This is a genomic window from Corynebacterium ulcerans (assembly GCF_000767685.1).
GTDB classification, from domain to species: Bacteria; Actinomycetota; Actinomycetes; order Mycobacteriales; family Mycobacteriaceae; genus Corynebacterium; species Corynebacterium ulcerans.
Window position 1 is genome coordinate 793,898 of record NZ_CP009622.1, and the last position, 24,565, is coordinate 818,462.

Below are 24,565 nucleotides of genomic sequence, written 5' to 3' on the forward strand. Positions count from 1 at the left end.
CTCACGGACAGGAGTATGGAGGGGCGGGCGAGCTCGGCGAAGGATTAAAGAGTGGCGTCTGGCTGGCCGAAATGGATGCCGAGCATGGACTCCGTGCGCGCGAAAAGTGTGTCTGCGGCTCGTTGTGAACGCGCCAATGGATTGACCACACCAGGTCGGAGTTTGTCGTTGTAGTAGACGCCCGATTGCCACGTGATAGTGGGAGTTCCATCAATAAAATACGCCAGGTTTTTCCCACCTTGGTCTGCAGAGATACTCAATTTGCTTGCCAAGGGGTTCTTGTAGAAGCGGCTGAGGAAGCCATGGGACTCTTGGGCGAAGTTGGTGAGCACTACACCTGGGTGAAATGAGACCGAGCTGATTCCGCGATGCTGAAACTTTTGATGCAGCGATCGCGCAAACAACAGATCTGCGAGCTTACTGGTTCCGTAGGCACGGTTTGTCTTGTAGTCTTTGACCCCCATGAGATCATCAAAATCCAGGCGGCCAAAGAGCACATTGGCCAGGCTAGAAGTCATAATAATGTGAGCGTTTGACTTCTCAAGGAGCGGGAACAGCTCGTGGGTGAGCAGAAAAGGTGCCAGGTAGTTGATCTGGAACGTTTGCTCAAAACCGTCTTCAGTGATGATGGGGCCATCGAAGATACCTCCAGCATTATTTGCAAGCACATCGATGCGATCGCAAGCAGCTAAGAGATCATGAGCTAATCGACGGACATCGGTGAGCGAGGAATAGTCCGCGCAGAAAAATTCGGCCCCGACAGCTTCCGCTATAGCTGCTGTTTTCTGTGGGTTTCTTCCCACTAACACCAATCTATCGTCTGGGTGCTGCGCAGCTAGTAGCCGTGCAGCAGCTGCACCGATTCCATCACTTGCACCGGTAATCACGATTGTTCGCATGTTTTTAGCTTAGCTATGCGGAGTGGATTGTGTGTTGGGCCTGTGCGATTCCGGCGCTAATAACAAGTCGCACCGCTTCTGCAGACCGTGAGATCATGGTCTCAAGAGCTTCGTCGTGCTCAACATCGCCGAGGACATAATCTGGCACAGACATCCCCTTCGGAGGGCGCGAAATTCCCATGCGTATCCTCAGGTAATCGCGAGTATTTAACAACGCGCTGCTTGATTTAAGGCCATTGTGGCCATTTTCATTTCCTCCCTTTTTGATACGAACAGTACCGTGGGGAAGATCCAACTCATCATGCAGAATAATGATGTGATCGGCAGCAATGCCGTATTCTTCTGCGATCGGTGCGATCGCTTCCCCCGAGTTGTTCATATAGGTAGTGGAACGTAGTACAGCGATTTCGTGTTGGTCAATCTTAAGACGTGCTTCCTCGACAGGAAGACCTCGCCGTTGAATGAGCGGGGTACCCTCTAGCAGAGCGTCGACAGCCATATATCCCACGTTGTGCCGATTTCTGGCGTACGTGTTGCCCGGGTTACCAAGCCCGATCACGATCCACTCGGGGGTCGGGCGATCAACGGCTGCGTCTGTACACGGCTGGTTGACCGATTCCTTAGGCGTGAAGATACGCTGCAAAAATTCTCTAAACGTCATACATTTCGTCTTTCCACTAGCATGCGACTATGACGTCGCGGATTCTGGAAAAGCTTAGCTGTCCTATCATCGGTGCTCCAATGGCAGGTGGCCCATCGACTCCCGCGCTTGCGGCAGCTGTTTCTAACGGCGGTGGATTGGGATTTTTGGCCTCAGGAAACAAAGATGTCGCGTTACTCGTACAAGACATACGAGACTGCGCTCAGCTGACAGCGGGAAAACCCTATGGGGTTAATTTTTTCTACCCGCAGTCTCATCACACTGACCCGGATGCGATCGATCGCGTTCATCAGCTTGTGAAAAAAGAATGTGATGCAGTGGGGATAGAACAACCGGCTATGCCTACTGTTGATTACTCGAATGACTTTCTTGCAAAGCGTGAGGCAGTCTTTACTGCGTGCTCAGAAGGCTACGGGCCCACAGTAGTGTCTAGTTCCTTTGGGTGCTTTACTGCGGAAGAAATACGGCAGTTTCATAGCGCGGGCGTGGAAGTATGGGCATCAGTAACCAGCGTGAGGGAAGCGGAAGAGGCTCTTACTCGTGGCGTTGACGCCCTTGTTGTGCAAGGACATGAGGCAGGGGGACATCGCCTGACATGGGATGCTCGTGAAACCCCAAACCTTTCATCTACCGCAGAACTGTGTTCTGTGCTCCATGCTCAGCATCCCGATGCAGTGCTGATCGCGGCAGGCGGAATCAGAACACCCAAGGATGTGAAAGCCGCTTTGTCTTTGGGGGTTAGTGCGGTGAGTTGTGGTTCGGCCTTTCTCCTTACCTGCGAGGCAGGAACGAGCAAGGCAAACAGAGCGATGATCAGTGCAGGTGGGCAAACACTGAGTAGTCGAGCTTTTTCTGGGCGGATGGCGCGCGGGATCGCAACCAATTTTTCCCTTTCCCATCCCGACCTGCCATGTTCCTATCCCGAGCTTGGAATCATGATGTCTCCATTAAGGAATAAGAAAGGTTATGAATATTGCCTTGTCGGTGAGCGCACCAAACTAATTCATCCAGGTACAGTGCAAGAGGTACTGGATTATCTCACGGGAAAATAAGCCTTCCACTTCGCGCCATGTACTTAGGAAAGGTTTAGCTCTTATATAGTGGTCGATTATGGGCATGGATAAAATTAGAAAAGCTGCACGGAAAGGCAAGCACAAGAAGAAGTGTTGCCGAGACAATCCGCGCTGCAAAACCTGTGCGGTGGTACTCAAAAGGCTAGATAAGCAGGGAGCATTTGAGCTAGACGACGCTGCCCTGGCTAAAGCGCTTAAGAAAGCCCGTCGTTGGTAATAATCCGCTCGACTTCGTCTGCTGCATCGGCACACGCGATAGGAATTTCCACCAGTTCCTTCTTGCTAAAAGGCTTGAGAACAAATGCTTTGGGTTCCATGCGGCCGGGCGGGCGTCCTATCCCTATTCCTACTCGGATGTAATCTTTAGTGCCCAATGACTGGGTAATGGAACGCAAGCCATTGTGCCCATGATCGCCGCCTCCACGTTTTGCTTTGACTTCGCTGAACCCGAGTTCGAGGTCGTCGAAAAGCACTATTACCTGGGAAGCAGGAACGTTGAAAAAATTTGCGATTGAGCGCACTGGGCCGCCGGAGAGATTCATAAAGCTGCGCGGCGTAGCAAGGATGACTTTTGTAGTTCCGATCCTAGTCTCTGCTGCCATCATGTTGGTTTTTTTATGTGCACTGAGCTTTGCCGGCATAGGGGAGGCGCGGGTGAGTAACTCATCGATTGCCATATAACCGATGTTGTGGCGAGTTGTTGCGTATTGCGGGCCGGGATTGCCAAGGCCAACGACGAGAAAAGGTGAAGTCACGGTTTCTTATTGTGGCAGTAAAAAACCAGCCCACAAAAATGCGAGCTGGCTTTTTAAGTAAGTAAGCGAAAAAAGTTTACTCTTCGCCCTCAGCCTCAGCTTCTGCGGACTCAGCAGCTTCGCCCTCAGCAGACTCCTCAGGCTCTTCAGCAACCTCTTCGAAGGAAACGGTAGCGATAACGAACTCAGGATCAGCAACCAAGGTGGTGTTTGCTGGGAGGGAAAGATCGCCGGCGAGAACCTTGGAATCAACCTCAAGGCCTTCAACGGAGAAAGCGATCTCTTCAGGGATGGAGAGAACGTCTGCTTCAACGAGAACGGTGTCAGCATCCTGGATCAGGGTGGTGCCTGGTGCGGTCTCTCCCTGGAGAGCAACAGGAACCTCGACCTCAACCTTCTCGCCACGCTTGATGGCTAGGAGGTCGACGTGGTCAGCGTTGAGGGTCAAAACGTTCTGATCAACGTGCTTGACCATAGCGAGGTGCTTCTCGCCTTCGATGTCAAGATCGAGAACAGCGTTGGAGCCGTGTGCACGAAGCAGTGCGTGGAGCTCAAGGATGTCTACGGAGAAGTGAAGTGGTGCTTCAAGATCGGTGCCGTAGATAACACCAGGAACCTGGCCAGCAACACGCAGGCGGCGAGCAAAGCCCTTGCCAAACTCGGTACGTGGCTGAGCTGAGATGGTTGGGTAGTTAGCCATGAAATTCTCCTCAAAAGTTTTATGAAGGTGAAAACTTCGGCCGCACCAAAAGAAAATGGCCTGCGGCCGACTCGAATGTCTTGGTCGAGTCTTCGCAGGCTTAAATAAGCTTTAAAAACAATCGCGTCGATAACGGCTCCTTACAAGGCGCCCTCGCCGAGACTCGGCTACGATACCACCAATGCCGCCGCGGAATCAAGCTGAAAAATGTACATGATCAGCGTGGCTGAGGCATAACTGAGGTAGGTGACTAGGAGCTTATCGTTCCCTAGTCCACGATTCGCCAGATACTTACGCTCAAAGGTGCAACACTAAGTTTTCCCTCGCTTATTGCAACAGGAGGGTTTTCTTCCCCCACGTAATGATGACGTGCAAAGATCTCCTCGTAGCTACCGGGTTCCACTGGCGCGTGAAATTCTGTGTTGGCAAAGTTGATAGCGACTAGGAAGGGGGGTGTGGCAGTATCGGATGCTTCCACCGTGTACACCAACTGACGTGGGGTAATAACCGTGGCCACGGTGGTATGCCGGATCTCCTCGAAAGAGTTGAGTCGCATAAAACCGTGGTCGTTACGCATGGCTATGAGTTCGCGAAGCAGATCGACAGAACTATGCAGGCGCCCCGCGCGGTCATAATCAAAGTGGTTGATGTGGTCTGGGGATGCGTAGGAATTTTCGTCGCCATACTTGGTGCGAGCAAACTCTTGTCCTGCGTGGATGAAGACAATGCCCGCAGCAAGGAACTGGACCTCCATGGCTAACTGGCATCGCTGGATCAACTCGGCTTCTTCTGCCTCAGGCAATGCGATGCGGAGGCGATCAAACAACGTGTGATTATCGTGTGCTTCAACGTAGGCAACCGATTGCTCTGGCGCAGTAAAAGAGATTCCTGGTAGGTGCTGGCCACCTTTGATGTTGTTAAAGAGTGTCCACATGAGCTGGGGATCGTGGGATCCGGTAAGTAGACCGGGGCGTTCTTCTCCAAAAGTGCTGCCCTTGAGAGTGTCTCGGAGGGACTCATTAAAGTGTGCAATCCTTGGCATATGCTCTGCATTGCCCTGGTGTGCGGGAAGAACCCCCTCGGGGTGGTTTCCCATGGGCCAGCCTTCTCCCACGATGATGATAGAGGGGTCGATACTATCCAGGCGCTCGCGCACCAGATTCATGGTTTCTACATCGTGGATTCCCATGAGATCAAAGCGGAAACCATCGAGTGCGAATTCCTTGGCCCAGTATTCAACTGAATCGAGGAGGAATTTTCGCATCATGGGTTCTTCTGAGGCGGTTTCATTGCCACAGAAAGTTCCGTCGTAGAAGGTTCCCTCTGGAGTCATCCGGAAATATCGGCCGGGTGCTGTGCGCTCTAAGGGTGACGATGACGTGGAGTAGACGTGGTTGTACACCACATCCATGATCACGCGTAAACCAGCTGTGTGGAGGGCGTCGATAGTGCGCTTAAGCTCTGTGATTCTGCAGGCAGGGGCTGTGGGATCGGTGGAGTATGATCCCTCGGGAACGTTGTAATTTAATGGGTCGTAGCCCCAGTTGTACTGGGCATCAAAACTAAGGTCGCCGGTTTCATCGATCGACTCGAAATCAAAAATTGGCAGCAGCTGTACGTGGGTCACTCCAAGGGAACGGAGATAATCGAGACCACTGCGGTTACCTAACGCCGTGCGCGTACCGGGTTCTACAAGCCCTAGAAAAGTTCCTTTGTGCGTGATTCCGTTGTCTGGGCCGATAGTGAGATCACGAATGTGTGCCTCGTAGATGACTGCATCTAGCGGGGAACTAAAAGCAGGCATTCGTTGCAACGGGGTTCCGGGGGCAAGAACAACACCTTGATCGCCGTTTGCGGTGACTGCCCGCGCATAGGGATCAACAGATTCGACGACCTTACCCTGGTCAAACTCAAGGCGATACATATAAACCGCGTTCTCGCAGTCTCCCGAGACGATGGTTTCCCATGTGCCTTTGCTTATCGACGCCATCGCGATGCGCTGACTACCCGATTCCCGGTTAAGAATCAGATCTACCTTGTGAGCTGAGGGAGCCCATACTCGGAAAGTCGTGGCAGTCGGGGTGTAGAGGGCACCAAGCTGCCCGTCGTATGTATCAGAGGCTGGTGAGGGGAGGGAATCGTGCATCAGAAATCCAACGAAAAATCAGGGGAGAAAGTCAAAAGGGCGACGGGCATGGCTAAGGCCTGGTACACGAGGCCGCGTACCAGGCCTTGACGTGGTTTTAGGCTTCGCCTTCAAACAGAGTGGTTACGGAGCCGTTTTCAAAGATCTCATGGATCGTCTTTGCCAAGAGTGGGGCAATGGACAATACCGTGAGGTTGTCCCAGCCCTCATCGGACTGCGGCAGCGTGTCAGTGGTGATCACTTCTTTTGCACCGCACTGGGAGAGGCGCTCGCGGGCAGGGCCGGAGAACACACCGTGGGTACAAGCGATGATGACGTCTTCAGCACCAGCATCGCGGAGGACTCCCACGGCACCGGCAATGGTTCCACCAGTATCGATCATGTCATCGAGCAAGATTGCAGTCTTACCCTTCACATCGCCGACCACGCGATTAGCCACAACCTGGTTGGCTACGTCCACGGAACGAGTCTTGTGAACGAAGGCGAGGGGGGCATCGCCAAGCGTATTAGCCCACTTTTCTGCGACCTTCACACGGCCGGCATCAGGGGAAACAACCACGACGTTTTCTAGGTCGTACTTGCCCTTGATGTAATCGGTCAGGATCGGCATAGCGTGCATGTGATCGACGGGGCCATCGAAGAAGCCCTGGATCTGATCGGTGTGGAGGTCGACTGCAACGATGCGGTCAGCGCCAGCAGTGCGCAGCAAGTCTGCGACCAAGCGGGCGGAAATCGGCTCGCGGCCGCGGTGCTTCTTATCCTGGCGTGCATAAGGATAGAAAGGGAGAATTGCGGTGATGCGCTTTGCAGAGCCGCGCTTGAGCGCATCAATCATGATGAGCTGTTCCATGAGCCACTTGTTGAGCGGCTGTGCGTGGGACTGCAAAACAAAAGCATCGCAGCCGCGGACGGATTCTTCAAAGCGGACGAAGATCTCGCCGTTAGCAAAGTCGCGAGCTGTTGTCGGAGTGGTGCTGATACCTAGTTCATTAGCGACGGCGTCGGCAAGAGCAGGGTGGGCGCGACCAGTGAACAGCATCAAATTCTTCTGGTTTGCAGTCCAGTTGTGCGAAGTCATGGGGTTTTCGCTTAACCTTCCTTGGATTGGTGGTCAGATGCCCTACGGGCGGCTTCAGCTGCGGGAGTTCCTGGGCGTCTCTTCTCCACCCATCCCTCAATATTGCGCTGCTTGCCTCCGGAGACGGCAAGAGCTCCCGGAGGAACGTCTTCTCTGATTACTGTACCTGCTCCAGAGTACGCACCATCACCGACCGTCACTGGAGCGATAAACATCGTGTCAGAACCTGTTCTGACGTGGGAGCCTATGGTTGTGTGGTGCTTTTCCACGCCGTCGTAGTTTACAAAGACACTTGAGGCTCCAATATTGGAATATTCACCTACTGTGGCGTCACCGATATAGGACAAATGAGGCACTTTGGAGCCACGGCCAATCTGCGCATTCTTGGCTTCCACAAATCCACCCAATTTACCTTCTTCGCCGACGACGGTTCCGGGGCGAATGTAGGTGAATGGGCCAACAGAAGCACGCGCTTTAATCTCTGAATCCATGGCGTGGGTTCGTATGACGTGAGCTCCTTCTCCCACCACCATGTTGATGAGGGTGCTATCCGGGCCCACCTCCACGTTGTCAGCGATTGTGGTGCTGCCGCGTAGCTGAGTACCCGGGTAGATGGTGACGTCTCTGCCCACGGTCACGTCTACGTCGATCCACGTGGTAGCGGGATCGATGACGGTAGCGCCACCGCGCATGGCTTCCTCTACGGTGCGGGTGTTGAGCCTTTTAGCGGCTTCAGCAAGTTGTACGCGGTCGTTGACTCCGCCGAGCTCGTGAGGGTCTGCCACCGGGTAAGCCCGGACGGTATGCCCCTCGCTTCTTGCGATGCCGAGGACGTCGGTCAGGTACAGCTCGCCTTGTGCGTTGTCCGTGTCCAGCTGTGTCAAACTATGCGCGAGGATGCGTGCGTCGAACGCAAAAACACCCGAGTTGACTTCCTGGATGCTGAGGGTCTTGCTATCGGCATCTTTTTGCTCGACGATGGCTGCAACAGAGTGCGACTCGTCGCGGACAATGCGACCATAGCCGGTAGGGTCATCCAAACGCATCGTGAGCACCGTGACCGCGGTAGGTGCCTCGCGGTGGAACTCCGCTAGCTCAGAAAGTGTTTCCGGGCGCAGCAGAGGAACATCTGCATTAGTAACCAAAATGGTGCCCGAGAAATCTTTGAGCTGATCCATAGCACACTGCACGGCGTGTCCAGTGCCCTTTTGCTCTTCCTGGACCGCGATGCTGATCTCTCTGCCTAATTCCGATGCAACATGTTCTACTGCAGGGGCAACTTGGTCTCTCCCGTGACCAACCACAGCGACTATGCGTTCGGGGGAGACCCCCGCTGCTGCATGTAAGGAGTGGGAAAGCAACGATCGTCCGCCGATCGAATGCAGAGTTTTCTGCAGCTCAGATTTCATTCGGGTGCCGGCCCCAGCCGCTAAGACGACTACCGCCACCGCCTCGGCAGGTGTAGGTGTGCTCACAGGTGCACGTTCTCCTTGATCGATCACATTGAGTATTACGTGTAAAGAGTCTACTTGCTCATCTTGTCAGCACAACGTTTTTTGCCGCTAGCGGATATACGGTGCAGAAGCGACAGAGGACGAAAACGAAAAGATGGGTTGTGTTCTACAAGGGTCCCTATCACTGTTTCTGTGCCACGAACAGACGACAGCTCTGCGACGCAGCGGTATTAGCAGCTACGATGAGGTGCTGAGCTTCCTCAACTTTATTGACGGTATTGGATGAAAGGCGCTTATGCAGCTGAATCGACGGTCCTTCCTAGCGCTCGGCGGCCTGGCAAGTGCAACAGCTGCTGGCATTAGTCTTTCTGGGTGCGGGAAAGAAGAACGAGGGCGTGAGAAGACTAGGAAGAAGTTACCGAGTCCACGGGGTTGGGACGGGCAAACTCGTGCATTACCTATTCCGCCGCTGGCACCGGCCCAAGAATCTGGAATGCAACGAACCTTTACTTTGACCACGCAACGAGGAGAATCAGAGATTCTTCCGGGGATTAAGACTCCGACATGGGGGTTTAATGGATCGCACCTTGGTCCAACAATCCGCGCATCGCGAGGCTACGCCGTATCTCTTACGGTGCTCAATGAACTCACCGAAGAAACCGCTGTGCACTGGCACGGCATGCTTTTACCCGCTCGTGCTGATGGAGGTCCGCATTCTCCCATTGCGCCAGGGAAGAAGTGGACTGCGAGCTACACAGTAGAACAGCCTGCCGCCACACTGTGGTACCACCCTCATCCGCATGGGGAAACTGGGCTGCAGGCATATCGTGGCTTGGCTGGAATGATCATCCTTGAAGACGACGTTTCAAAGTCTCTTGATCTGCCTCAGGAGTATGGGGTAGACGATGTGCCCTTGATTCTCATGGACGCGAATTTTACGGAAGCCGGCGTTCTCGACGAGACGATCGATGACACGGTAGGGCTTTTAGGCGACGTTCCCTATGTCAACGGCATAACTAATCCACACTTCCAGGCAACAACGCGCCGGGTTCGCTTTCGAATTTTATGTGGTTCGACGATGCGGTTTCATAACCTTGCGCTTTCCGATTCACGCTCGTTCCATATCATTGCCTCTGACTCAGGGCTTTTAGAGTCTCCCCAAGAAGCAACGAGTGTCATGCTTGGCCCTGGTGAAAGAGTGGAAATAGTTGTAGATATTGCCCCGGGGGAAGAAGTATCGTTGCAGTCCATCGGCTTTGCGGATCATCTTGGAGTTCCGCAAGACGAGTACACGGCTAAATTTCGACTCCACGATGCACATGAAGTCTTGTTGATCAAGGGGCCTGAAAGCAGCGCTTCTGAACCGCAACAATTGCCTCAGGTACTAGATACCTCGGCCGGTGAGTTGCCTAACACAGAGCATTCGATCGAGCGCACCTTTGTTCTTAACACGTTTCAGATAAATGAGCAGTCGATGGACATGCATCGAGTGGACATTGCTATTGCGCATTCAGATCCAGAAAAATGGGTTGTGACCAACGGAAATTCCGATTGGATACACAACTTTCATATACACAACTGTGCGTTCAAAGTTCTGAGTTTAAACGGCACAGATGCCGTCGTAACAACGCAAGGCTGGAAAGATACCATCACCCTGCCTCCAGGAGCTACGGCGACTCTTGCCGTGGTCTTTGGACAGTATAGGGATAATCATTACCCCTATATGTATCACTGCCATATGTTGTTCCATGAGGATCAAGGGATGATGGGGCAGTACATGATGCTTAATAAAGGGGAAATGCCCGATCTGCGTACGGATTACACGCTGACACATCCGGCAGGAGAACACGGACATAGCCACTAATACGCGGCGTAGCGACGACCTGGTTACCCAAAAATAGCTAAGTAGTGAATGCTATACGCAGTAATACGTTTTATCAGCAATAAGGACAACAGTAGTGTCTTTGGAATCTCGTCGTTCTGTTTCTACCGATGCTCGGAATTCTCCCATGCACGGCAACAAGCCTGGTCATGGTTCGAGTATTCCTCTTCCGCCAGCGGGTCCTGCATGGTTTCCCTCTGTGATGGGAACCGGGCTTTTGGCAAACTTGCTTCACACTCATGCGTCCCATCTGCCCGGCGCGCATATCCTTTCTGCTGTTGTTCTGGGGATTGCATGGGCGCTGTTGGTTGGTTTGACCTTTGGCTTTGTGTTTCGCGTTGTGCGTAATCCCAGTGTTTTTAGTCGTTCGATAACAGATTTCTCACAAATGCCGTTTTGGGCGACGGTCTCTATGGGGTACCTCTCAGTGGGATCTGCAAGTACCGTAGTCGTTCCTTCTTTCGCCCCAGGATTATTAGGTTTTGTGTGGGGACTTAATACTGGAATGTGGGTGTTTGGCACTGTTGTGGGCGTGTGCTCAGCGTTTGGATTTGCGACCCGTTTGATAGGCGTAGACCGTGGCGCACCTACAACCATTTGGGGCTTGGCCGTAGTGGGGCCCATGGTTTCTTCCACGACGGGAGCCAACTTGGTGCCGCATGTGTCGGAGACCCTTGATCCCTACGTGCAGGTTGTCTCCATCGCATGCTTTTTCCTCTCGCTGTTTGTCGGCTCTATCATTTTCGCTTGTTCCTACAACCATCAATGGCGGGTAGAACCCATCCCTGTTGTTGCGTCCGTATCAGCATGGATACCCCTGGGCGTTGTGGGACAGTCGACAGCTGCAGCACAAGCGATGGCCTTTCAGACTGATCACCTTGTACTCCCGGGGACTCAAGCAGCCATGCATAATCTGGCCAATCTTTACGGCTGGATCATGCTCATTGTGGGGATTCCTCTCGTGATATTTGCCGTGGCGATGACCATACGAGGGTTCTACCTGCGGATGCCTTTTACCCCGGGATGGTGGGCGATGACATTCCCCCTTGGCACTTTGGCGCTGGGAGCCACGCTGTTTGCCCGAGGTACCGGGTTAAGCTTTTTTACGTGGCTGGGTGCTTTTGGCACCGTCTGTTTGGTGGGGACGGTGACGCTGTGCTTGGTGACGTCGACACGCGCGGTGATTATGCAGTCGCGAGGAGACTTCGCAAAGAAATCCTTGAGGGTGTAATCCTAAAATTTCCAAAGGAGAGAAAATATTGTATGATCTCCTTCGGTGGTTCCGCCTAATGCTTTAAGCATTATCGGTGGCCTCATCTTTCCCCATGGTGTAATCGGCAACACTACGGTTTTTGGTACCGTCATTCTAGGTTCGAGTCCTGGTGGGGAAGCATTTTTACCCCGTCTTCACACCCGTTGTGGAGTCGGGGTTTTGTGTATAGAAAACCTGTGTGACGATTTTCAGTAGTTGTTAGATGGCGTGAACAGCGTTTGCGTAGGACACGATAAGGTAGTGAATATGGTCCGAAAGCGAATGACTGGAAAAGAACGTCGAGAACAACTTATTGTGGTTGGGCGCAGCGTGTTTTCTGAGCGCGGTTTTGAGGGGACGAGCGTAGAAGAAATTGCTGCTCGTGCGGGGGTGTCTAAGCCAGTGGTCTACGAGCACTTTGGGGGCAAAGAAGGGCTCTACGCTGTAGTCGTTGACCGTGAGATGCTTCGGCTGGAAAAAGCGATTACCGATTCTTTGCAGACTGGTCGTTCGCGAGCGCGCATCGAACAAGCCGTGCTAGGGCTACTTACATATGTGGAAGAAGATACTGATGGCTTCCAGATTCTAGTACGGGATATGAAGGCGGGCCAGGCTCGTAGCTATTCCACGTTGCTTAACGACGCCGTCGTGCAGGTCTCGTATCTTCTGGAACAGGCTTTTGAACGATCAGAGCTGGACCCCAAAAATGCTGTTCTGTACGCCCAGGCGCTTGTGGGAATGGTCTCCATGACTGCTCAATGGTGGTTGGATCAAAAAGAAGAGCTCGGTGGGCCCACAAAAGAAGAGGTCGCGGCTCATATAGTGAATCTTTGTTGGAACGGTCTGGCAGGTATGGAGCCTGAACCGTCCTTGTCAGAAATCGGAAACAAGCCGGAGACTTTAGGGTCCCACTAAAAGCTTTGTTTTCACCGGCTCTTCTGTGAGCAATCGGGGATAGATCGCCCGAGTCTTTGTCGTAGTTTTTGAGGAGTTTCTTGTTGTCAACTGATAACGCAGCCGCTAACAGCCACCATCCCGCCATGCTTGCGGGGCTACTCAAAGTTGCGGCGACAGACCCCAAAATCAAGGGACTGCTGGAACACGTTGGTGACCCAGCGCTGCATATTACCGGCATAGATCAATCTCGTCCCTGGGCTATCGGAGCGTTATCTCACCGAGCCCCAGTACTGGTTATCACGGCGACCGGGCGTGAAGCCGAGGATCTCACTGCGGAACTTCGGGCAATGCTGGGGGACTCTGTAGCCTGGTTCCCCGCATGGGAGACTCTTCCTCACGAGCGTCTTAGCCCAGCCGCCGATGTGGCGGGTCAGAGGGCTAGGATCTTGTCACATCTGAGTGATCTGCGCGTGGTTGTGACAGCCGCACGCGGCATTAGCCAACCGATTCTTCAGAACGCAGAGGGGCGTAATGCCCTCCTCCTCGAGGCAGAAAAAGATTATGACTTAGAAGAGCTCACTCGACAGCTCGTTTTTAGGGCTTATCAACACGTTGATCTTGTGGCTAAGCGCGGGGAGTTTGCTACCCGAGGCGGAATCCTCGATATATTCCCCACGACTATGGATCGACCTGTTCGCTTAGAATTCTGGGGAGACGAGATTACGGAGATCCGGGAATTCTCAGTGGCTGACCAGAGGGCAATCCCGGATTCTTCCCACGAAGCTGTGGAAATTTTCCCTGCTCGCGAACTCCTCGTCACACCCGGAGTAGCAGAGCGCGCCGGCGATTTAGCGTTGAAGTATCAGGGAAACCCCACGCTGCAAGAACTCTTATCCAAGCTGGCGGAGGGCACCCCTGCGGACGGTATGGAAGCGCTTATCCCAGCGCTCGTAGATACCCCTTTGGTTACACTCCCTGAGCTCATGCCACAGGGCACACATGTGATAGCAGTCGGCCCAGAAAAAATTCGCACCAGGGTGGCGGATTTGCAGGCCACCGACGCAGAGTTCCTTGCAGCGGGGTGGGAGGCCGCAGCAATGGGGGCCGCTGGGCCGGTTGCTGCCCAAGGACTAGATCTAGAAGCTAGCTCCTATCGCTCGTATGAGTCTTTAGAAATATCCGCGCGCCAGGCGGGGTGCTCATGGTGGACCTTTGCGCCTTCTGGCATGTTTGAAGCAGACGATGCGGACACTCTTCCCCTCGACTTTGAAGCAGGACCCACCCCGCGCGGTGATCTCTCTCAGATTGAAGAGATGATGTCCCTGCTGCTAGCCCATACCACCGCAGGCGGTAGGGCTGCCTTTATCGCCCCAGCTAAGGGTGCGATCAAGCGCATGGTGGATAGGTTCAAAGAAAAAGGCATCCCCACAAAGGTAGCCACACCGGGCTGGGAGCCCACGCCGGGAGAAGTGACTCTCTACCAGGCGCTTAGCCACGCGGGCCTCGTCTTTCCCAAAGTCCGTAAAAAAGCTGGAACCGAGGCATTGCCTCTTGTCGTCGTCACAGAGACCGATCTCACTGGTAACCGCGTGGGCGATATCGCAGGAGCAAAGCGTCGTCCAGCTAAACGACGCAACCGCGTAGATCCGCTTGCGCTGAAGACCGGCGACTTTGTGGTGCATGAAACCCACGGCATTGGTCGATTCCTCAAAATGACCGAGCGCACGATTACGTCAGGGGACGAGACCTCGCGACGGGAATACATCGTTCTGGAATACGCACCGGCAAAACGCGGGCAACCTGCAGACCAGCTTTTTGTTCCCATGGACTCCCTTGATCTCCTGAGCAAATACGTGGGAGGCGAGAAACCCTCGTTATCCAAGATGGGGGGCTCCGATTGGAAGAACACTAAGAAAAAGGCTCGCGCTGCAGTTCGGGAAATCGCCGGTGAACTCGTTGAGCTTTATGCCAAGCGACAATCCGCGCCGGGACACCCCTTTGCACCTGATTCCCCCTGGCAACATGAGATGGAAGACAACTTTCCATACGTTGAAACTGAAGACCAGATGATGGCCATCGAGGCGGTCAAAGCGGATATGGAAAAACCCGTCCCCATGGATCGCGTCATTGTAGGAGATGTGGGGTATGGCAAGACAGAAGTTGCTGTGAGGGCCGCTTTTAAGGCTGTTCAGGATGGCAAACAAGTGGTGGTCCTCGTTCCTACCACGTTGCTAGCGCAGCAGCATCTGTCCACGTTTGATGAACGTATGGCCGGATTCCCGGTGAATCTGCGTGGCTTAAGCCGTTTTACCTCCACGATTGAAGCAAAAGAAACCATAAAAGGGCTTGCCGACGGCACCGTGGATATCGTGATCGGTACGCATCGCCTGCTTCAAACAGGAATTCAGTGGAAGAACCTCGGATTGGTCATCGTCGATGAGGAACAACGTTTTGGTGTGGAGCATAAAGAACACATCAAAGCACTGCGTACCCATGTCGATGTGCTGACAATGTCTGCCACACCGATCCCACGAACTTTGGAAATGTCTATGGCTGGGATCCGCGAGATGTCGACCATTTTGACTCCTCCCGAGGATCGCCACCCCATCTTGACGTATGTTGGCGCACAAGAAGATAAGCAAATTGCTGCAGCTATCCGGCGCGAATTGTTGCGAGACGGCCAGGTGTTCTTTGTGCATAACAAGGTCTCCGATATTGAAAAGAAAGCTAGAGACCTGCGAGACTTAGTGCCGGAAGCTCGTATTGTTGTTGCGCATGGTCAGATGAGTGAGGAACTGCTGGAACAAACTGTCCAGGGGTTCTGGGATCGTGAATTTGATGTGCTGGTGTGCACCACCATCGTGGAGACTGGTTTGGATATTGCCAATGCCAATACCCTCATCGTGGAGAACGCACATCATATGGGACTTTCGCAGCTTCATCAGCTGCGCGGACGCGTAGGGCGTTCCCGGGAACGTGGTTACGCGTACTTCCTGTATCCCAAGGGACAAACACTGACGGAAAACTCCTACGACCGCCTGGCCACCATCGCTCAGAACAACGATTTGGGTGCTGGTATGGCAGTGGCCATGAAAGACCTGGAAATGCGAGGCGCCGGTAACGTACTTGGTGCGCAGCAATCTGGCCATATCGCAGGCGTAGGATTTGATCTTTATGTGAGACTTGTCGGTGAAGCCGTGGAGGCCTACCGAGCCCTTGCAGACGGAAAAATCATCGATGCCACCGATGACGGGCCAAAAGAAATCCGCATCGATTTGCCGGTGGATGCGCACATCCCAGAGTCGTATATCAACGCAGAACGACTCCGGCTTGAGGTGTATAGGAAGCTGGCGGCGTCGCAAAGCAATGCCGATCTGATACTCGCAGTAGAAGAGATGGAGGATCGCTACGGACCATTGCCTGAAGAGGTCAAACGCCTCCTGGCTGTGGCTCGGCTACGGCACCTCGCCAGATCCGCGGGCATCAGCGACATTGGTGTGCAGGGAACGCGGATCAAGATCCATCCGGTGGAACTCCCAGATTCCAAACAAGTCCGGCTTAAACGGCTACTGCCTTCCGCGACATACCGAGCTGCGGCTAAGGCTATCCAGCTGTCCTTTCCTAAGGAGGGGCGCAACGTTACCGATAAGCCGCTTCGCGACGTCGCCCTCCTCCAATGGGTAGCAGACTTCCTATCGGAAATGTTTGAAATACCACGCATCTCAGTTACGGGGGAAGCCGTGCCTGAAAAAATCATCTCCGTGGGGGAATCACCCAGCCCTGGGCGGGCGCGCACTGCTCAACGTACCGTTACTAGACGGAGCGAGCGTAATGACGACGAGGACTATGAGGACAAACGTGAAGCGCGTAGGAGGAAGTATCGGATGCGTTGATAACGCTGTGAAAGCACCAGCGCAGTAAGTTTCGCTCCGGAATATACACGGGAGTAGTTCTTATCCCATTAAGTTGTACGAGCTAAAAAGAAAGGCCACACTGTTCTAGAGAAAACAGTGTGGCCTTTGGAAATGGCTTTTTAGAGAGACATAGTCCCAGTGATAATGCCGTAGATTCCGTAGCACCCTGCAACTGCGATGAGCGAAACCACTACCCACTCGAATGCGTTGAAAACAGGTTCCTTTTTATAGAGGCGGGTCCCTACGTAGGGGATAAGGCCGGGAAGAACCGCCAAGGCCCCGAAGAGCACGTACTTCAGATCCGCGGCGTAGAACAGCCACAGCGAGTACACAAAGGCAAGGAGCGCCACAGCGAGATGGCGACGATTCTCTTTATGGCTGACCTCTGGGCCAGAATCATCAAAGCGAGTGCCTGCTGCAGGGTGCGAAATCCCTTTGCCTCGAGTCGCTAACAAGATGAGATAGAACGCTGAGAAAACATAGGGGACGAGGTATAAAACAGTGGCGAGCTGAACCATAGACACGTATGTGGTCTGGTTGATAAAGAAGACGATCACCCAGAGTTGAATTACTGCTGTAGAAATTAACTGGGCTACCCAAGGTGCACCGGAGGCATTGATTTTTCCAAGCTGTCGGGGGAGTAGTCCGTCGAAGGCCATCATGGCTACTGGTTCCGCGCAAAGCATCTGCCAGGAGACATACGCGCCGAGAACACTCAGGCACAGGCCAATGGAGACCAGTCCTGCGCCCCAGGGACCGACGACAGCCTCCAACACATAAGCCATCGAGTTGTTAGGAAGGGCTGCGAGCTCTTCACGTGTGAGCACACCATAGGACAGGGTTGCTACGGTGACGAGCAAAAGTAGCACTGTAAAGAAACCGAATACGGTAGCGCGTCCGACGTCGGCACGCGTGCGGGCTTGCTTGGAATACACTGAGGCGCCTTCAACACCGATGAATACCCATACGGTGAAAAGCATGATGCCTTGGACCTGGTCAAAAACGGAGGCTCCGGTGGAATTGCCCCAGAAATCAAAGGTGAATTTATCCCAGCTGAAGCCCAAGAACATGACCAATATGATAAATGCCAGGATAGGAAGCAACTTGGCTACCGTGGTGACCGCATTCATAAAAGCGGCCTGCTTAATTCCTAGAGACAGAACACCAAAGATAAGCCATGTCATCAGAGACACTGCAATGGCAGAGGCCAGGCGATGGTCCGTATTAAAAAGCGGAATGTAGTGTCCTAGCGTGGAGAAGAACAACGTGGCATATCCAACTTGTGCGATGACACTGCCTAGCCAGTAGCCCCAACCCGAGGTAAACCCGATGAAGTCGCCTAATCCTGCGCGCACATAGGAGTAGACACCGGAGTCAAGGTGTGGTTTGCGATGCGCGAGTATCTGGAACACAAAGGCCACTGCCAGCATGCCTACACCTGCGATGACCCAGCCGATGAACATCGCTCCCGGTGCTGCCACTGATGCAATATTTTGCGGCAAAGAAAAGATTCCTGAGCCGACAGTCGAACCGATGATTAGGCCGATGAGAGTCCAGATGCGAACCGTGTGCTGTGATTTCTTGTCAGCGCTGGAGGCTGCAAGGCTCATGGATACCTCATTACGTATGAAACAAAATAACTAGGGACTTGGGGGAACACACTGCACTCAATTAACGAGAGGACTAAGGCTGAAAACAAAATACATGTATTCACTCAGTAGAAAAGTAAGGCTTTTCAGTCCTACGAATCTTACACTCTGCGTGAACTACTCAATATTGAAGCAACTGAACCAGGCTTTGGTTGCTCATCGATTGTTGGTCCTTATTCAGTAACGAGTTGTAGGCAGGGGTGAGGGCTTAGGATTATTGAACATGATGGTTCTCCTCCTAGACCCGCGCTGGCCCACAATGGTTCCTGTAGAAATATTAAAGAAACTCTCAGGAAAAATCACATTTACAGATGACGTGCCGGTACAGGCTCAAAGAATTCTTGCGAAATGTGTGCAAGCGGGGACAGAAGAGATCGTTGCGAGTACCAACGAAGCGGATCCTGTTGTTGTTAAGACAATCGACCGTGGTGCGCAAATACTCGAGGTTGCTTCCCGGAAAGAAGCCGTGAGGCAGGCGCGAGTTGTGATGGCTCACGCACTACGCCGCGGAGAATGGGAACAGATGCAAACCCATCATTCCCTCATCCCTTATCTTGAGGAAGAAAGTGCGGAAGTAATCCACGCTATCCGTGAGGGGGCTTTGGATGAAGAACTGATGGAGGAGCTCGGCGATGTGCTGTTGCAGGTGCTATTCCACGCGGAGATAGCGGCTAGGAGGGGATCCTTTGATTTTGAGGATGTGGCAGCCAGTTTTGTTCAAAAGATGAAAAAGCGTCAGCCCTATCTTTTTGACGGTTCCACGGGCGTGGTTCCTGTCTCTGAGCAGGAGCGGTTATGGTCCGCTGGGAAGCGAAAAACTGGGAAGTAACGTTAGCTTATCGACGCAACCCGTAGGTGGGGTGTGAAGTAACCGTAGAGTACTGCCTTAGTCCTCCGAAGGCCTTTTTCTGTAGAATAACTCGCCATGGGTTCAGGATTTCGCCGCGCAGCAGGATGCGGGATGGGTGTTGTGTTGTCGGTGATCCTCGTTATTTCTCTTGTGGGATGGGCTCTTTCTTTCTTAGAGGGAGAGTCTCCTGTACGGCAGCTACAAGACGTTCCAACGTCGGTGCCGCCAGCTAGAGCGGCGGAGGTTCCTCGGATAGATATACATGCTCCGGGGCGAACATCTGACAAGCTTGCTTTTTGGGCCGATCCTATTGCGGCTGATACGTCGATAAGCTCTGCAGCTATACGCGCGTATGCTAACGCGGAGCTTATCGCTGCAGAGTCTTGGCCGGAATGTCATTTAAGCTGGGGGACGCTTGCAGGACTGGGGTATGTGGAAACTCGGCATGGGACATACTCAGGTCATCTGTTTGAAAGTCGAGAAATAGACTCCAACGGTTTTGTTCTGCCTCCGATTATCGGAGTTCCGCTTGATGGATCACCCGGTTTTGCTAAGGTCCCTGATACGGATAACGGACGTCTTGATGGAGACACCGTATATGACCGAGCGGTTGGTCCTATGCAATTCATCCCTGAAACATGGAAAAAGTACGGACGCGACGCTAATGGCGACGGTGTAGCGGATCCCAATCAGATCGACGACGCGGCTCTGAGTGCTGCGAATATGCTATGCGACGGTCGGGATTTAGCCACTAAAGAAGGATGGACGTCGGCGTTGCATGCATACAATATGTCTAATGACTATTTAATTAAGGTGCGAAACGCTGCAGCTTCCTACGCGTTGCGTCAGCCGGCTGTGTAATAACTCACGTCTACTGCCCGCCAAAATTTCCGAATTGTTGGCATAATTGGATATGTACGCGTGATTCGGACAGTTAATGTTTGATTGGTCAACATTTTTGCAAAGAACGTTTTTCCATGGTGGAACTTCTTTGAAGGAAAAGATCATTCTTATGATGTGCTGGGACCAGCATCACGTGATTAACTTGCAAAGCAAGAACAACTTGCATCCACAACGCATTAGGAGCTAAACAGTGGCTGACATTATGCACGTTTTCGCACGCGAGATCCTCGATTCCCGCGGTAATCCCACCGTCGAGGCAGAGGTTTTCCTTGATGATGGGGCTCATGGCATCGCTGGTGTCCCTTCGGGTGCATCGACAGGCATCCATGAGGCACATGAGCTTCGCGATGGCGGCGATCGTTACTTGGGTAAAGGCGTTCTCAATGCCGTCAATAACATCAACGAGGAAATCGCTGACGCTATTGCGGGTGCAGAGGCTGACGATCAGCGCCTTATCGACCAAGCCATGATCGCTCTCGACGGAACTGAGAACAAGTCGCGTCTGGGTGCTAATGCCATCTTGGGTGTTTCCATGGCTGTGGCCAAGGCTGCCGCAGAGTCTGCAGGCCTTCCGCTGTACCGTTACGTCGGTGGCCCAAACGCACATCTTCTTCCTGTTCCGATGATGAACATCGTCAATGGTGGCGCACATGCTGACTCTGGTGTGGACGTTCAGGAGTTCATGATTGCGCCTATCGGTGCTGAGAGCTTCTCCGAGGCGTTGCGGATGGGTGCAGAGGTTTATCACTCACTCAAATCTGTGATCAAATCTAAGGGCCTTTCCACAGGGCTTGGCGACGAGGGCGGCTTCGCTCCTTCCGTAGAGTCCACCAAGGCTGCTCTTGACCTTATTGTTGAGGCAATTGAAAAGGCTGGCATGAAGCCAGGTACGGATATAGCTCTGGCTCTGGACGTTGCTTCCTCGGAATTCTTCAAAGACGGTAAGTACCACTTTGAGGGCGGCGAGCATACCGCCGAGGAGATGGCGAAAGTTTATGCAGATCTCATTGAGCAGTACCCAATTGTGTCTATCGAGGATCCTCTGCAAGAAGACGATTGGGAGGGCTACACCAATCTCACCGCGGCTATCGGCGATAAGGTACAAATCGTTGGTGACGACTTCTTTGTAACCAACCCTGCTCGCCTGCAGGAAGGCATTGATAAGAAGGCTGCTAACGCGCTTTTGGTGAAGGTCAACCAGATCGGCACCCTGACTGAAACCTTCGATGCTGTTGATCTTGCTCACCGCAATGGTTACCGCACAATGATGTCTCACCGTTCCGGAGAGACGGAAGATACCACGATTGCAGATCTTTCGGTTGCCCTCGGATGTGGTCAAATTAAGACCGGAGCACCCGCTCGCTCCGAACGTGTGGCAAAATATAATCAGCTGCTGCGAATTGAGCAGGAGCTAGGAGACGCTGCTGTGTATGCAGGTCGTTCTGCATTCCCGCGTTTCCGCGACTAAACATAGGGACTAAATATAGGTCAGGTTAAAGGTCGCATGGGTATCAAATATATTTGATACCCATGGTAGGCGCCGTAGGTTTTCTTAAAAGACAGGAAACCTACGGCGCCTACTCTATTGTTAAAGATGTTTTGTGTGGCGTTAAGCGGTGGAAGCGCAGATAGCGCTAAACTGTTGCTCCTATGGTGATTAAGAAAAAGCGTGCGGTTCCGGTAGTCAACCGCCCTGAGCGAACGCGTGGGTTCAAACTACCGCGGAAGCGTATTCACCTGCACGCCAGAGGCCTGATCATTGTGGGGATAGTCCTAGTGATCCTTGTTGTGATGATTTTTCGGCCCCTTCACACATACATGATGCAGCGGGCCGACATTGCTCGTCTCACCTCTTCGATCGAACAGAAGCAGCAAAAGAAGGACGATCTGCTCTCGGAGTTAGACAAATACAAGTCCGATGCTTACATCAGGGAACAAGCGCGTACACGACTTGGCGTCATTGCGCGTGGGGAACGTGCGTACCGAGTGCTGACCCCAGAACTCGAAGCTAAAGAGCCCATGGGGGGAGGGGAGAACATCAACCATGATGACTCACGCCCGTGGTTTGAAAAGCTGTGGGATTCCGTGAGTATCCCGGAAGCATCTGAGGAAGAAACCGGAGGAGCGGATGGTCCAGAAATGCACCTTCCCCTTATCCCCACAGAAGCTCCGGCTCCGCCTGTCACACCTTAACCCTATGCGCATTAGGTGATCCAAAATCGAAGTTTCACGTTTGGCGTGAGACAATACACCTTATGAGTGTTTCCCAAGCCGATCTTTCTGTAGTTGCCGAACAACTGGGCCGTATGCCGCGCGGAGTGATAGAAATTTCTTATCGCACGCCCGATGGGGTTCCTGGAGTCGTGATGACTACGCCTAAGCTTGACGACGGTACCCCCTTTCCTACTCTCTACTACCTCACTGAGCCTCGTCTTACCGCAGAAGCATCTCGCTTAGAAGTCGCTCATGTAATGAAGTGGATGACCGATCGTCTAGAAAACGACGAAGAATTGCGTGCTGATTACCTCAAGGCTCATGAACATTTCTTGGCTAAAAGGAATGCAATTGAGGATTTAGGGACAGATTTCTCTGGTGGAGGCATGCCCGATCGGGTAAAATGCCTGCATGTTCTTATCGCCTATGCATTAGCGGAGGGACCGGAACACTTCAGACTAGGTACGGAGGCCGTAGCTATGGCTGCCGAGCACGCTGGCTTGCGTGGAAGTGCTATCCCAGAAGATTGGCCCACATGCTCCGATCTGGGAATCAACCTTTCGGATTTTGATTTCAGTCACGCAGACGTTCCTGGAGGAGCCCAGTGACCAAGTTTGCCGCTGTTGATTGCGGTACAAACTCAATCAGGCTGCTGATCAGCGAAGTACATAATGGTGTTGCTACCGATGTATGCCGGTTGATGGAAATAGTGCGCCTAGGTCAGGGCGTGGATGGTACTGGTGAATTAGCTCCAGATTCTATAGAACGTGCTCGTTTGGCTCTTGCTCGTTATGTAGAACTCATGAAAGAACACGGTGTACAGGCCGTGCGTATGGTAGCTACTTCTGCAACTCGGGATGCACGGAACAAAGATGATTTCTTTACTATGACCGGCACCCTCCTGAGTCAGATCACTCCTGGAGCAAGGGCGGAAGTAATTAGCGGTGAGGAAGAAGCTTCCTTGTCTTTCCGTGGTGCGGTTTCGGATCTAGATGGTGAATCTGGGCCTTTTTGTGTCATTGACCTGGGCGGAGGCTCTACGGAATTTATCGTAGGGGATTCTGAGGGTGAGATTTATGGTTCGCATTCTGCTCAAATGGGTTGCGTGCGGCTCACAGAGCGCATTATGCGGGCAGACCCTCCTACGGACACCGAAATTGAGATAGCTCGTGATTACGTAACCGAGCGTATTGAGCAAGTAGAGAAGATCGTCCCTATTGAGAAGGCTTCTACGTTTGTGGGGTGTGCAGGTACGTTCACTACGCTTGCTGCCATGGCGTTAGGGCTAGAATCTTATGATCCTGGCGCCATACACGATGCTCGACTGCGCTTGGACGCGCTTCAGGTGATAACCGCGCAGTTGATTGCGGAAACAGCTGCGCAGCGAGCGGCACATCCTGTGATGCATCCGGGGCGTGCAGATGTTATTGCGGGTGGTGCCGTGGTAGTGGATGGCGTTTTAGACATGCTTCGTCGTAAGGCTGTAGTCGACCGAATTGTTATTTCTGAAAAGGATATTCTGGACGGAATTATTGCTGGATTAGCAGAAACGCATGAACAGGCGCCCCCGGCGTGAGAACCTAGGTTTTGAGTACGTGCCACATTCGGTCTAAACTAAGCAGGCGCGTTGCCCCCATAGCCCAATCGGCAGAGGCAGTCGACTTAAAATCGATTCAGTCTGGGTTCGAGTCCCAGTGGGGGCACAGCAGGAGCATCCCAGTTGCGACCTAATTTGCTGGGATGCTCTTTTTTTGCATTTATGGGGCGGGGATTGCTGATGCAATACAGCGGGAAACCGATTGGAAGGAAATACACAGCGGATTGGCAGCTACGCCCGAGGGGTTTGCAAGGGACCGGTTTTAGCATGGGGTCATTGAAAAAAAAGATGTAGTGCCATCAAGTATGGCTCTACATAAAAATCGGTCCTTTACCATCCTTGAAAGGCAGAGCTATGACTTACGATAACGTTCGATTCCAATCTTCAGCTGCGGCGAAAAAGGAGTCTTTTGATAGCGCTGTGTATCATCTCGGTGTGATTGATCCTTATGCAGATTCCGCATGGACGTATGTTCTAGAAAATCGCGGTGAACGACATACTGGTGTTACCTCGTTGAGGCCTCTTTCTTATGACAGTTCATATAGAAAGTCTCGGCTCACTGTCTAGGAAAACTACCTGCTATTTTCTCTTAAAACCACCGGTGCTGTGATGCGTCCGGTGGTTTTAATTTTGTGTGAAGT

At 52.8% G+C, this 24,565-nt stretch carries 21 protein-coding genes and 1 tRNA gene; 14 read left to right on the plus strand and 8 right to left on the minus strand.

Going from position 1 to position 24,565, the window contains the following annotated elements:
- Window positions 1–44: 44 nt before the first annotated feature.
- A complete protein-coding gene (locus CULFRC11_RS03695) occupies window positions 45–899 on the minus strand; it encodes an SDR family NAD(P)-dependent oxidoreductase (protein ID WP_023635408.1) in 855 nt (284 codons plus the stop codon).
- A gap of 13 nt (window positions 900–912) precedes the next feature.
- Window positions 913–1,560, minus strand: coding sequence for an aminoacyl-tRNA hydrolase (gene pth, locus CULFRC11_RS03700; protein ID WP_023635409.1), 648 nt, complete (start codon window positions 1,558–1,560; stop codon window positions 913–915).
- Window positions 1,561–1,589: 29 nt separating this feature from the next.
- On the opposite strand from pth (CULFRC11_RS03700), the gene CULFRC11_RS03705 reads away from it, so the two are divergent.
- Window positions 1,590–2,612: a nitronate monooxygenase gene (locus CULFRC11_RS03705; RefSeq protein WP_023635410.1), complete on the plus strand. Its 1,023-nt coding sequence runs from the start codon at window positions 1,590–1,592 to the stop codon at window positions 2,610–2,612.
- Between the two features lie 58 nt (window positions 2,613–2,670).
- Window positions 2,671–2,850 (plus strand): hypothetical protein, encoded by a 180-nt coding sequence (locus CULFRC11_RS11455; protein ID WP_013911127.1) that lies wholly within the window; start codon window positions 2,671–2,673, stop codon window positions 2,848–2,850.
- Here CULFRC11_RS11455 and pth (CULFRC11_RS03715) read toward each other — a convergent pair.
- The 5 genes from pth (CULFRC11_RS03715) to glmU form a co-directional block, all read right to left on the minus strand.
- On the minus strand, window positions 2,828–3,388 hold the full coding sequence (gene pth / locus CULFRC11_RS03715) for an aminoacyl-tRNA hydrolase (RefSeq protein WP_023635411.1): 561 nt from the start codon (window positions 3,386–3,388) through the stop codon (window positions 2,828–2,830). The two genes, CULFRC11_RS11455 and pth (CULFRC11_RS03715), sit on opposite strands and share 23 nt — an antisense overlap.
- 76 nt (window positions 3,389–3,464) lie before the next feature.
- Window positions 3,465–4,088 (minus strand): 50S ribosomal protein L25/general stress protein Ctc, encoded by a 624-nt coding sequence (locus CULFRC11_RS03720; RefSeq protein WP_013911130.1) that lies wholly within the window; start codon window positions 4,086–4,088, stop codon window positions 3,465–3,467.
- Between the two features lie 268 nt (window positions 4,089–4,356).
- The gene (pulA, locus tag CULFRC11_RS03725) at window positions 4,357–6,234 is read right to left on the minus strand and encodes a type I pullulanase (RefSeq protein WP_023635412.1); all 1,878 of its coding nucleotides are present in this window, start codon (window positions 6,232–6,234) and stop codon (window positions 4,357–4,359) included.
- A 97-nt stretch (window positions 6,235–6,331) separates the two neighbouring features.
- The gene (locus tag CULFRC11_RS03730) at window positions 6,332–7,312 is read right to left on the minus strand and encodes a ribose-phosphate diphosphokinase (protein ID WP_013911132.1); all 981 of its coding nucleotides are present in this window, start codon (window positions 7,310–7,312) and stop codon (window positions 6,332–6,334) included.
- An 11-nt stretch (window positions 7,313–7,323) separates the two neighbouring features.
- Window positions 7,324–8,787, minus strand: coding sequence for a bifunctional UDP-N-acetylglucosamine diphosphorylase/glucosamine-1-phosphate N-acetyltransferase GlmU (gene glmU / locus CULFRC11_RS03735; RefSeq protein WP_023635413.1), 1,464 nt, complete (start codon window positions 8,785–8,787; stop codon window positions 7,324–7,326).
- Between the two features lie 274 nt (window positions 8,788–9,061).
- Between glmU and CULFRC11_RS03740 the strand changes: the two genes are divergently transcribed.
- The 4 genes from CULFRC11_RS03740 to mfd all read left to right on the plus strand — a co-directional run bounded on the left by CULFRC11_RS03740 (window position 9,062) and on the right by mfd (window position 16,690).
- Complete coding sequence (locus CULFRC11_RS03740) at window positions 9,062–10,630, plus strand: multicopper oxidase family protein (protein WP_023635414.1); 1,569 nt, start codon at window positions 9,062–9,064, stop codon at window positions 10,628–10,630.
- 94 nt (window positions 10,631–10,724) lie between these two features.
- Window positions 10,725–11,879, plus strand: coding sequence for a TDT family transporter (locus CULFRC11_RS03745; RefSeq protein WP_038620441.1), 1,155 nt, complete (start codon window positions 10,725–10,727; stop codon window positions 11,877–11,879).
- A 288-nt stretch (window positions 11,880–12,167) separates the two neighbouring features.
- A complete protein-coding gene (locus tag CULFRC11_RS03750) occupies window positions 12,168–12,815 on the plus strand; it encodes a TetR/AcrR family transcriptional regulator (protein ID WP_014525535.1) in 648 nt (215 codons plus the stop codon).
- A 125-nt stretch (window positions 12,816–12,940) separates the two neighbouring features.
- The gene (mfd, locus tag CULFRC11_RS03755) at window positions 12,941–16,690 is read left to right on the plus strand and encodes a transcription-repair coupling factor (RefSeq protein WP_181878575.1); all 3,750 of its coding nucleotides are present in this window, start codon (window positions 12,941–12,943) and stop codon (window positions 16,688–16,690) included.
- Between the two features lie 140 nt (window positions 16,691–16,830).
- Here the strand turns inward: mfd and CULFRC11_RS03760 are convergent, their stop codons facing one another.
- Complete coding sequence (locus CULFRC11_RS03760; RefSeq protein WP_023635416.1) at window positions 16,831–18,321, minus strand: amino acid permease; 1,491 nt, start codon at window positions 18,319–18,321, stop codon at window positions 16,831–16,833.
- A 262-nt stretch (window positions 18,322–18,583) separates the two neighbouring features.
- Here CULFRC11_RS03760 and CULFRC11_RS03765 point away from each other — a divergent pair, with 262 nt between their 5' ends.
- The 8 genes from CULFRC11_RS03765 (at window position 18,584) to CULFRC11_RS03800 (ending at window position 24,491) form a co-directional block, all read left to right on the plus strand.
- Window positions 18,584–19,189 carry a MazG nucleotide pyrophosphohydrolase domain-containing protein gene (locus CULFRC11_RS03765; protein ID WP_014525537.1) on the plus strand — a complete coding sequence of 202 codons (606 nt, stop codon included), beginning with the start codon at window positions 18,584–18,586 and terminating at the stop codon, window positions 19,187–19,189.
- Between the two features lie 96 nt (window positions 19,190–19,285).
- Entirely contained in the window at window positions 19,286–20,071 is a 786-nt protein-coding gene (locus CULFRC11_RS03770; protein ID WP_023635417.1) for a lytic transglycosylase domain-containing protein, read from the plus strand.
- Window positions 20,072–20,303: 232 nt separating this feature from the next.
- Complete coding sequence (gene eno / locus CULFRC11_RS03775; protein WP_023635418.1) at window positions 20,304–21,581, plus strand: phosphopyruvate hydratase; 1,278 nt, start codon at window positions 20,304–20,306, stop codon at window positions 21,579–21,581.
- Window positions 21,582–21,763: 182 nt separating this feature from the next.
- Complete coding sequence (locus CULFRC11_RS03780) at window positions 21,764–22,306, plus strand: septum formation initiator family protein (protein ID WP_013911142.1); 543 nt, start codon at window positions 21,764–21,766, stop codon at window positions 22,304–22,306.
- Between the two features lie 62 nt (window positions 22,307–22,368).
- Window positions 22,369–22,935 (plus strand): DUF501 domain-containing protein, encoded by a 567-nt coding sequence (locus tag CULFRC11_RS03785; RefSeq protein WP_013911143.1) that lies wholly within the window; start codon window positions 22,369–22,371, stop codon window positions 22,933–22,935.
- Window positions 22,932–23,903 (plus strand): Ppx/GppA phosphatase family protein, encoded by a 972-nt coding sequence (locus tag CULFRC11_RS03790; protein ID WP_023635419.1) that lies wholly within the window; start codon window positions 22,932–22,934, stop codon window positions 23,901–23,903. The genes CULFRC11_RS03785 and CULFRC11_RS03790 overlap by 4 nt, the downstream gene beginning before the upstream one ends.
- Window positions 23,904–23,956: 53 nt before the next feature.
- Window positions 23,957–24,030, plus strand: a tRNA-Leu gene (locus CULFRC11_RS03795).
- A 248-nt stretch (window positions 24,031–24,278) separates the two neighbouring features.
- Window positions 24,279–24,491 carry a hypothetical protein gene (locus CULFRC11_RS03800; protein ID WP_052099791.1) on the plus strand — a complete coding sequence of 71 codons (213 nt, stop codon included), beginning with the start codon at window positions 24,279–24,281 and terminating at the stop codon, window positions 24,489–24,491.
- Window positions 24,492–24,565 lie beyond the last annotated feature (74 nt).

Excerpts from the sequence above, each read along its gene's own strand:
- CULFRC11_RS03695 (WP_023635408.1), bottom strand. The coding sequence starts at position 899 with ATGCGAACAATCGTGATTACCGGTGCAAGTGATGGAATCGGTGCAGCT.
- pth (WP_023635409.1), bottom strand. The coding sequence starts at position 1,560 with ATGACGTTTAGAGAATTTTTGCAGCGTATCTTCACGCCTAAGGAATCG.
- CULFRC11_RS03705 (WP_023635410.1), top strand. The coding sequence starts at position 1,590 with ATGACGTCGCGGATTCTGGAAAAGCTTAGCTGTCCTATCATCGGTGCT.
- CULFRC11_RS11455 (WP_013911127.1), top strand. The coding sequence starts at position 2,671 with ATGGGCATGGATAAAATTAGAAAAGCTGCACGGAAAGGCAAGCACAAG.
- CULFRC11_RS03720 (WP_013911130.1), bottom strand. The coding sequence starts at position 4,088 with ATGGCTAACTACCCAACCATCTCAGCTCAGCCACGTACCGAGTTTGGC.
- pulA (WP_023635412.1), bottom strand. The coding sequence starts at position 6,234 with ATGCACGATTCCCTCCCCTCACCAGCCTCTGATACATACGACGGGCAG.
- CULFRC11_RS03730 (WP_013911132.1), bottom strand. The coding sequence starts at position 7,312 with ATGACTTCGCACAACTGGACTGCAAACCAGAAGAATTTGATGCTGTTC.
- CULFRC11_RS03740 (WP_023635414.1), top strand. The coding sequence starts at position 9,062 with ATGCAGCTGAATCGACGGTCCTTCCTAGCGCTCGGCGGCCTGGCAAGT.
- CULFRC11_RS03750 (WP_014525535.1), top strand. The coding sequence starts at position 12,168 with ATGGTCCGAAAGCGAATGACTGGAAAAGAACGTCGAGAACAACTTATT.
- mfd (WP_181878575.1), top strand. The coding sequence starts at position 12,941 with ATGCTTGCGGGGCTACTCAAAGTTGCGGCGACAGACCCCAAAATCAAG.
- CULFRC11_RS03760 (WP_023635416.1), bottom strand. The coding sequence starts at position 18,321 with ATGAGCCTTGCAGCCTCCAGCGCTGACAAGAAATCACAGCACACGGTT.
- CULFRC11_RS03765 (WP_014525537.1), top strand. The coding sequence starts at position 18,584 with ATGATGGTTCTCCTCCTAGACCCGCGCTGGCCCACAATGGTTCCTGTA.
- CULFRC11_RS03770 (WP_023635417.1), top strand. The coding sequence starts at position 19,286 with ATGGGTTCAGGATTTCGCCGCGCAGCAGGATGCGGGATGGGTGTTGTG.
- CULFRC11_RS03780 (WP_013911142.1), top strand. The coding sequence starts at position 21,764 with ATGGTGATTAAGAAAAAGCGTGCGGTTCCGGTAGTCAACCGCCCTGAG.
- CULFRC11_RS03785 (WP_013911143.1), top strand. The coding sequence starts at position 22,369 with ATGAGTGTTTCCCAAGCCGATCTTTCTGTAGTTGCCGAACAACTGGGC.
- CULFRC11_RS03800 (WP_052099791.1), top strand. The coding sequence starts at position 24,279 with ATGACTTACGATAACGTTCGATTCCAATCTTCAGCTGCGGCGAAAAAG.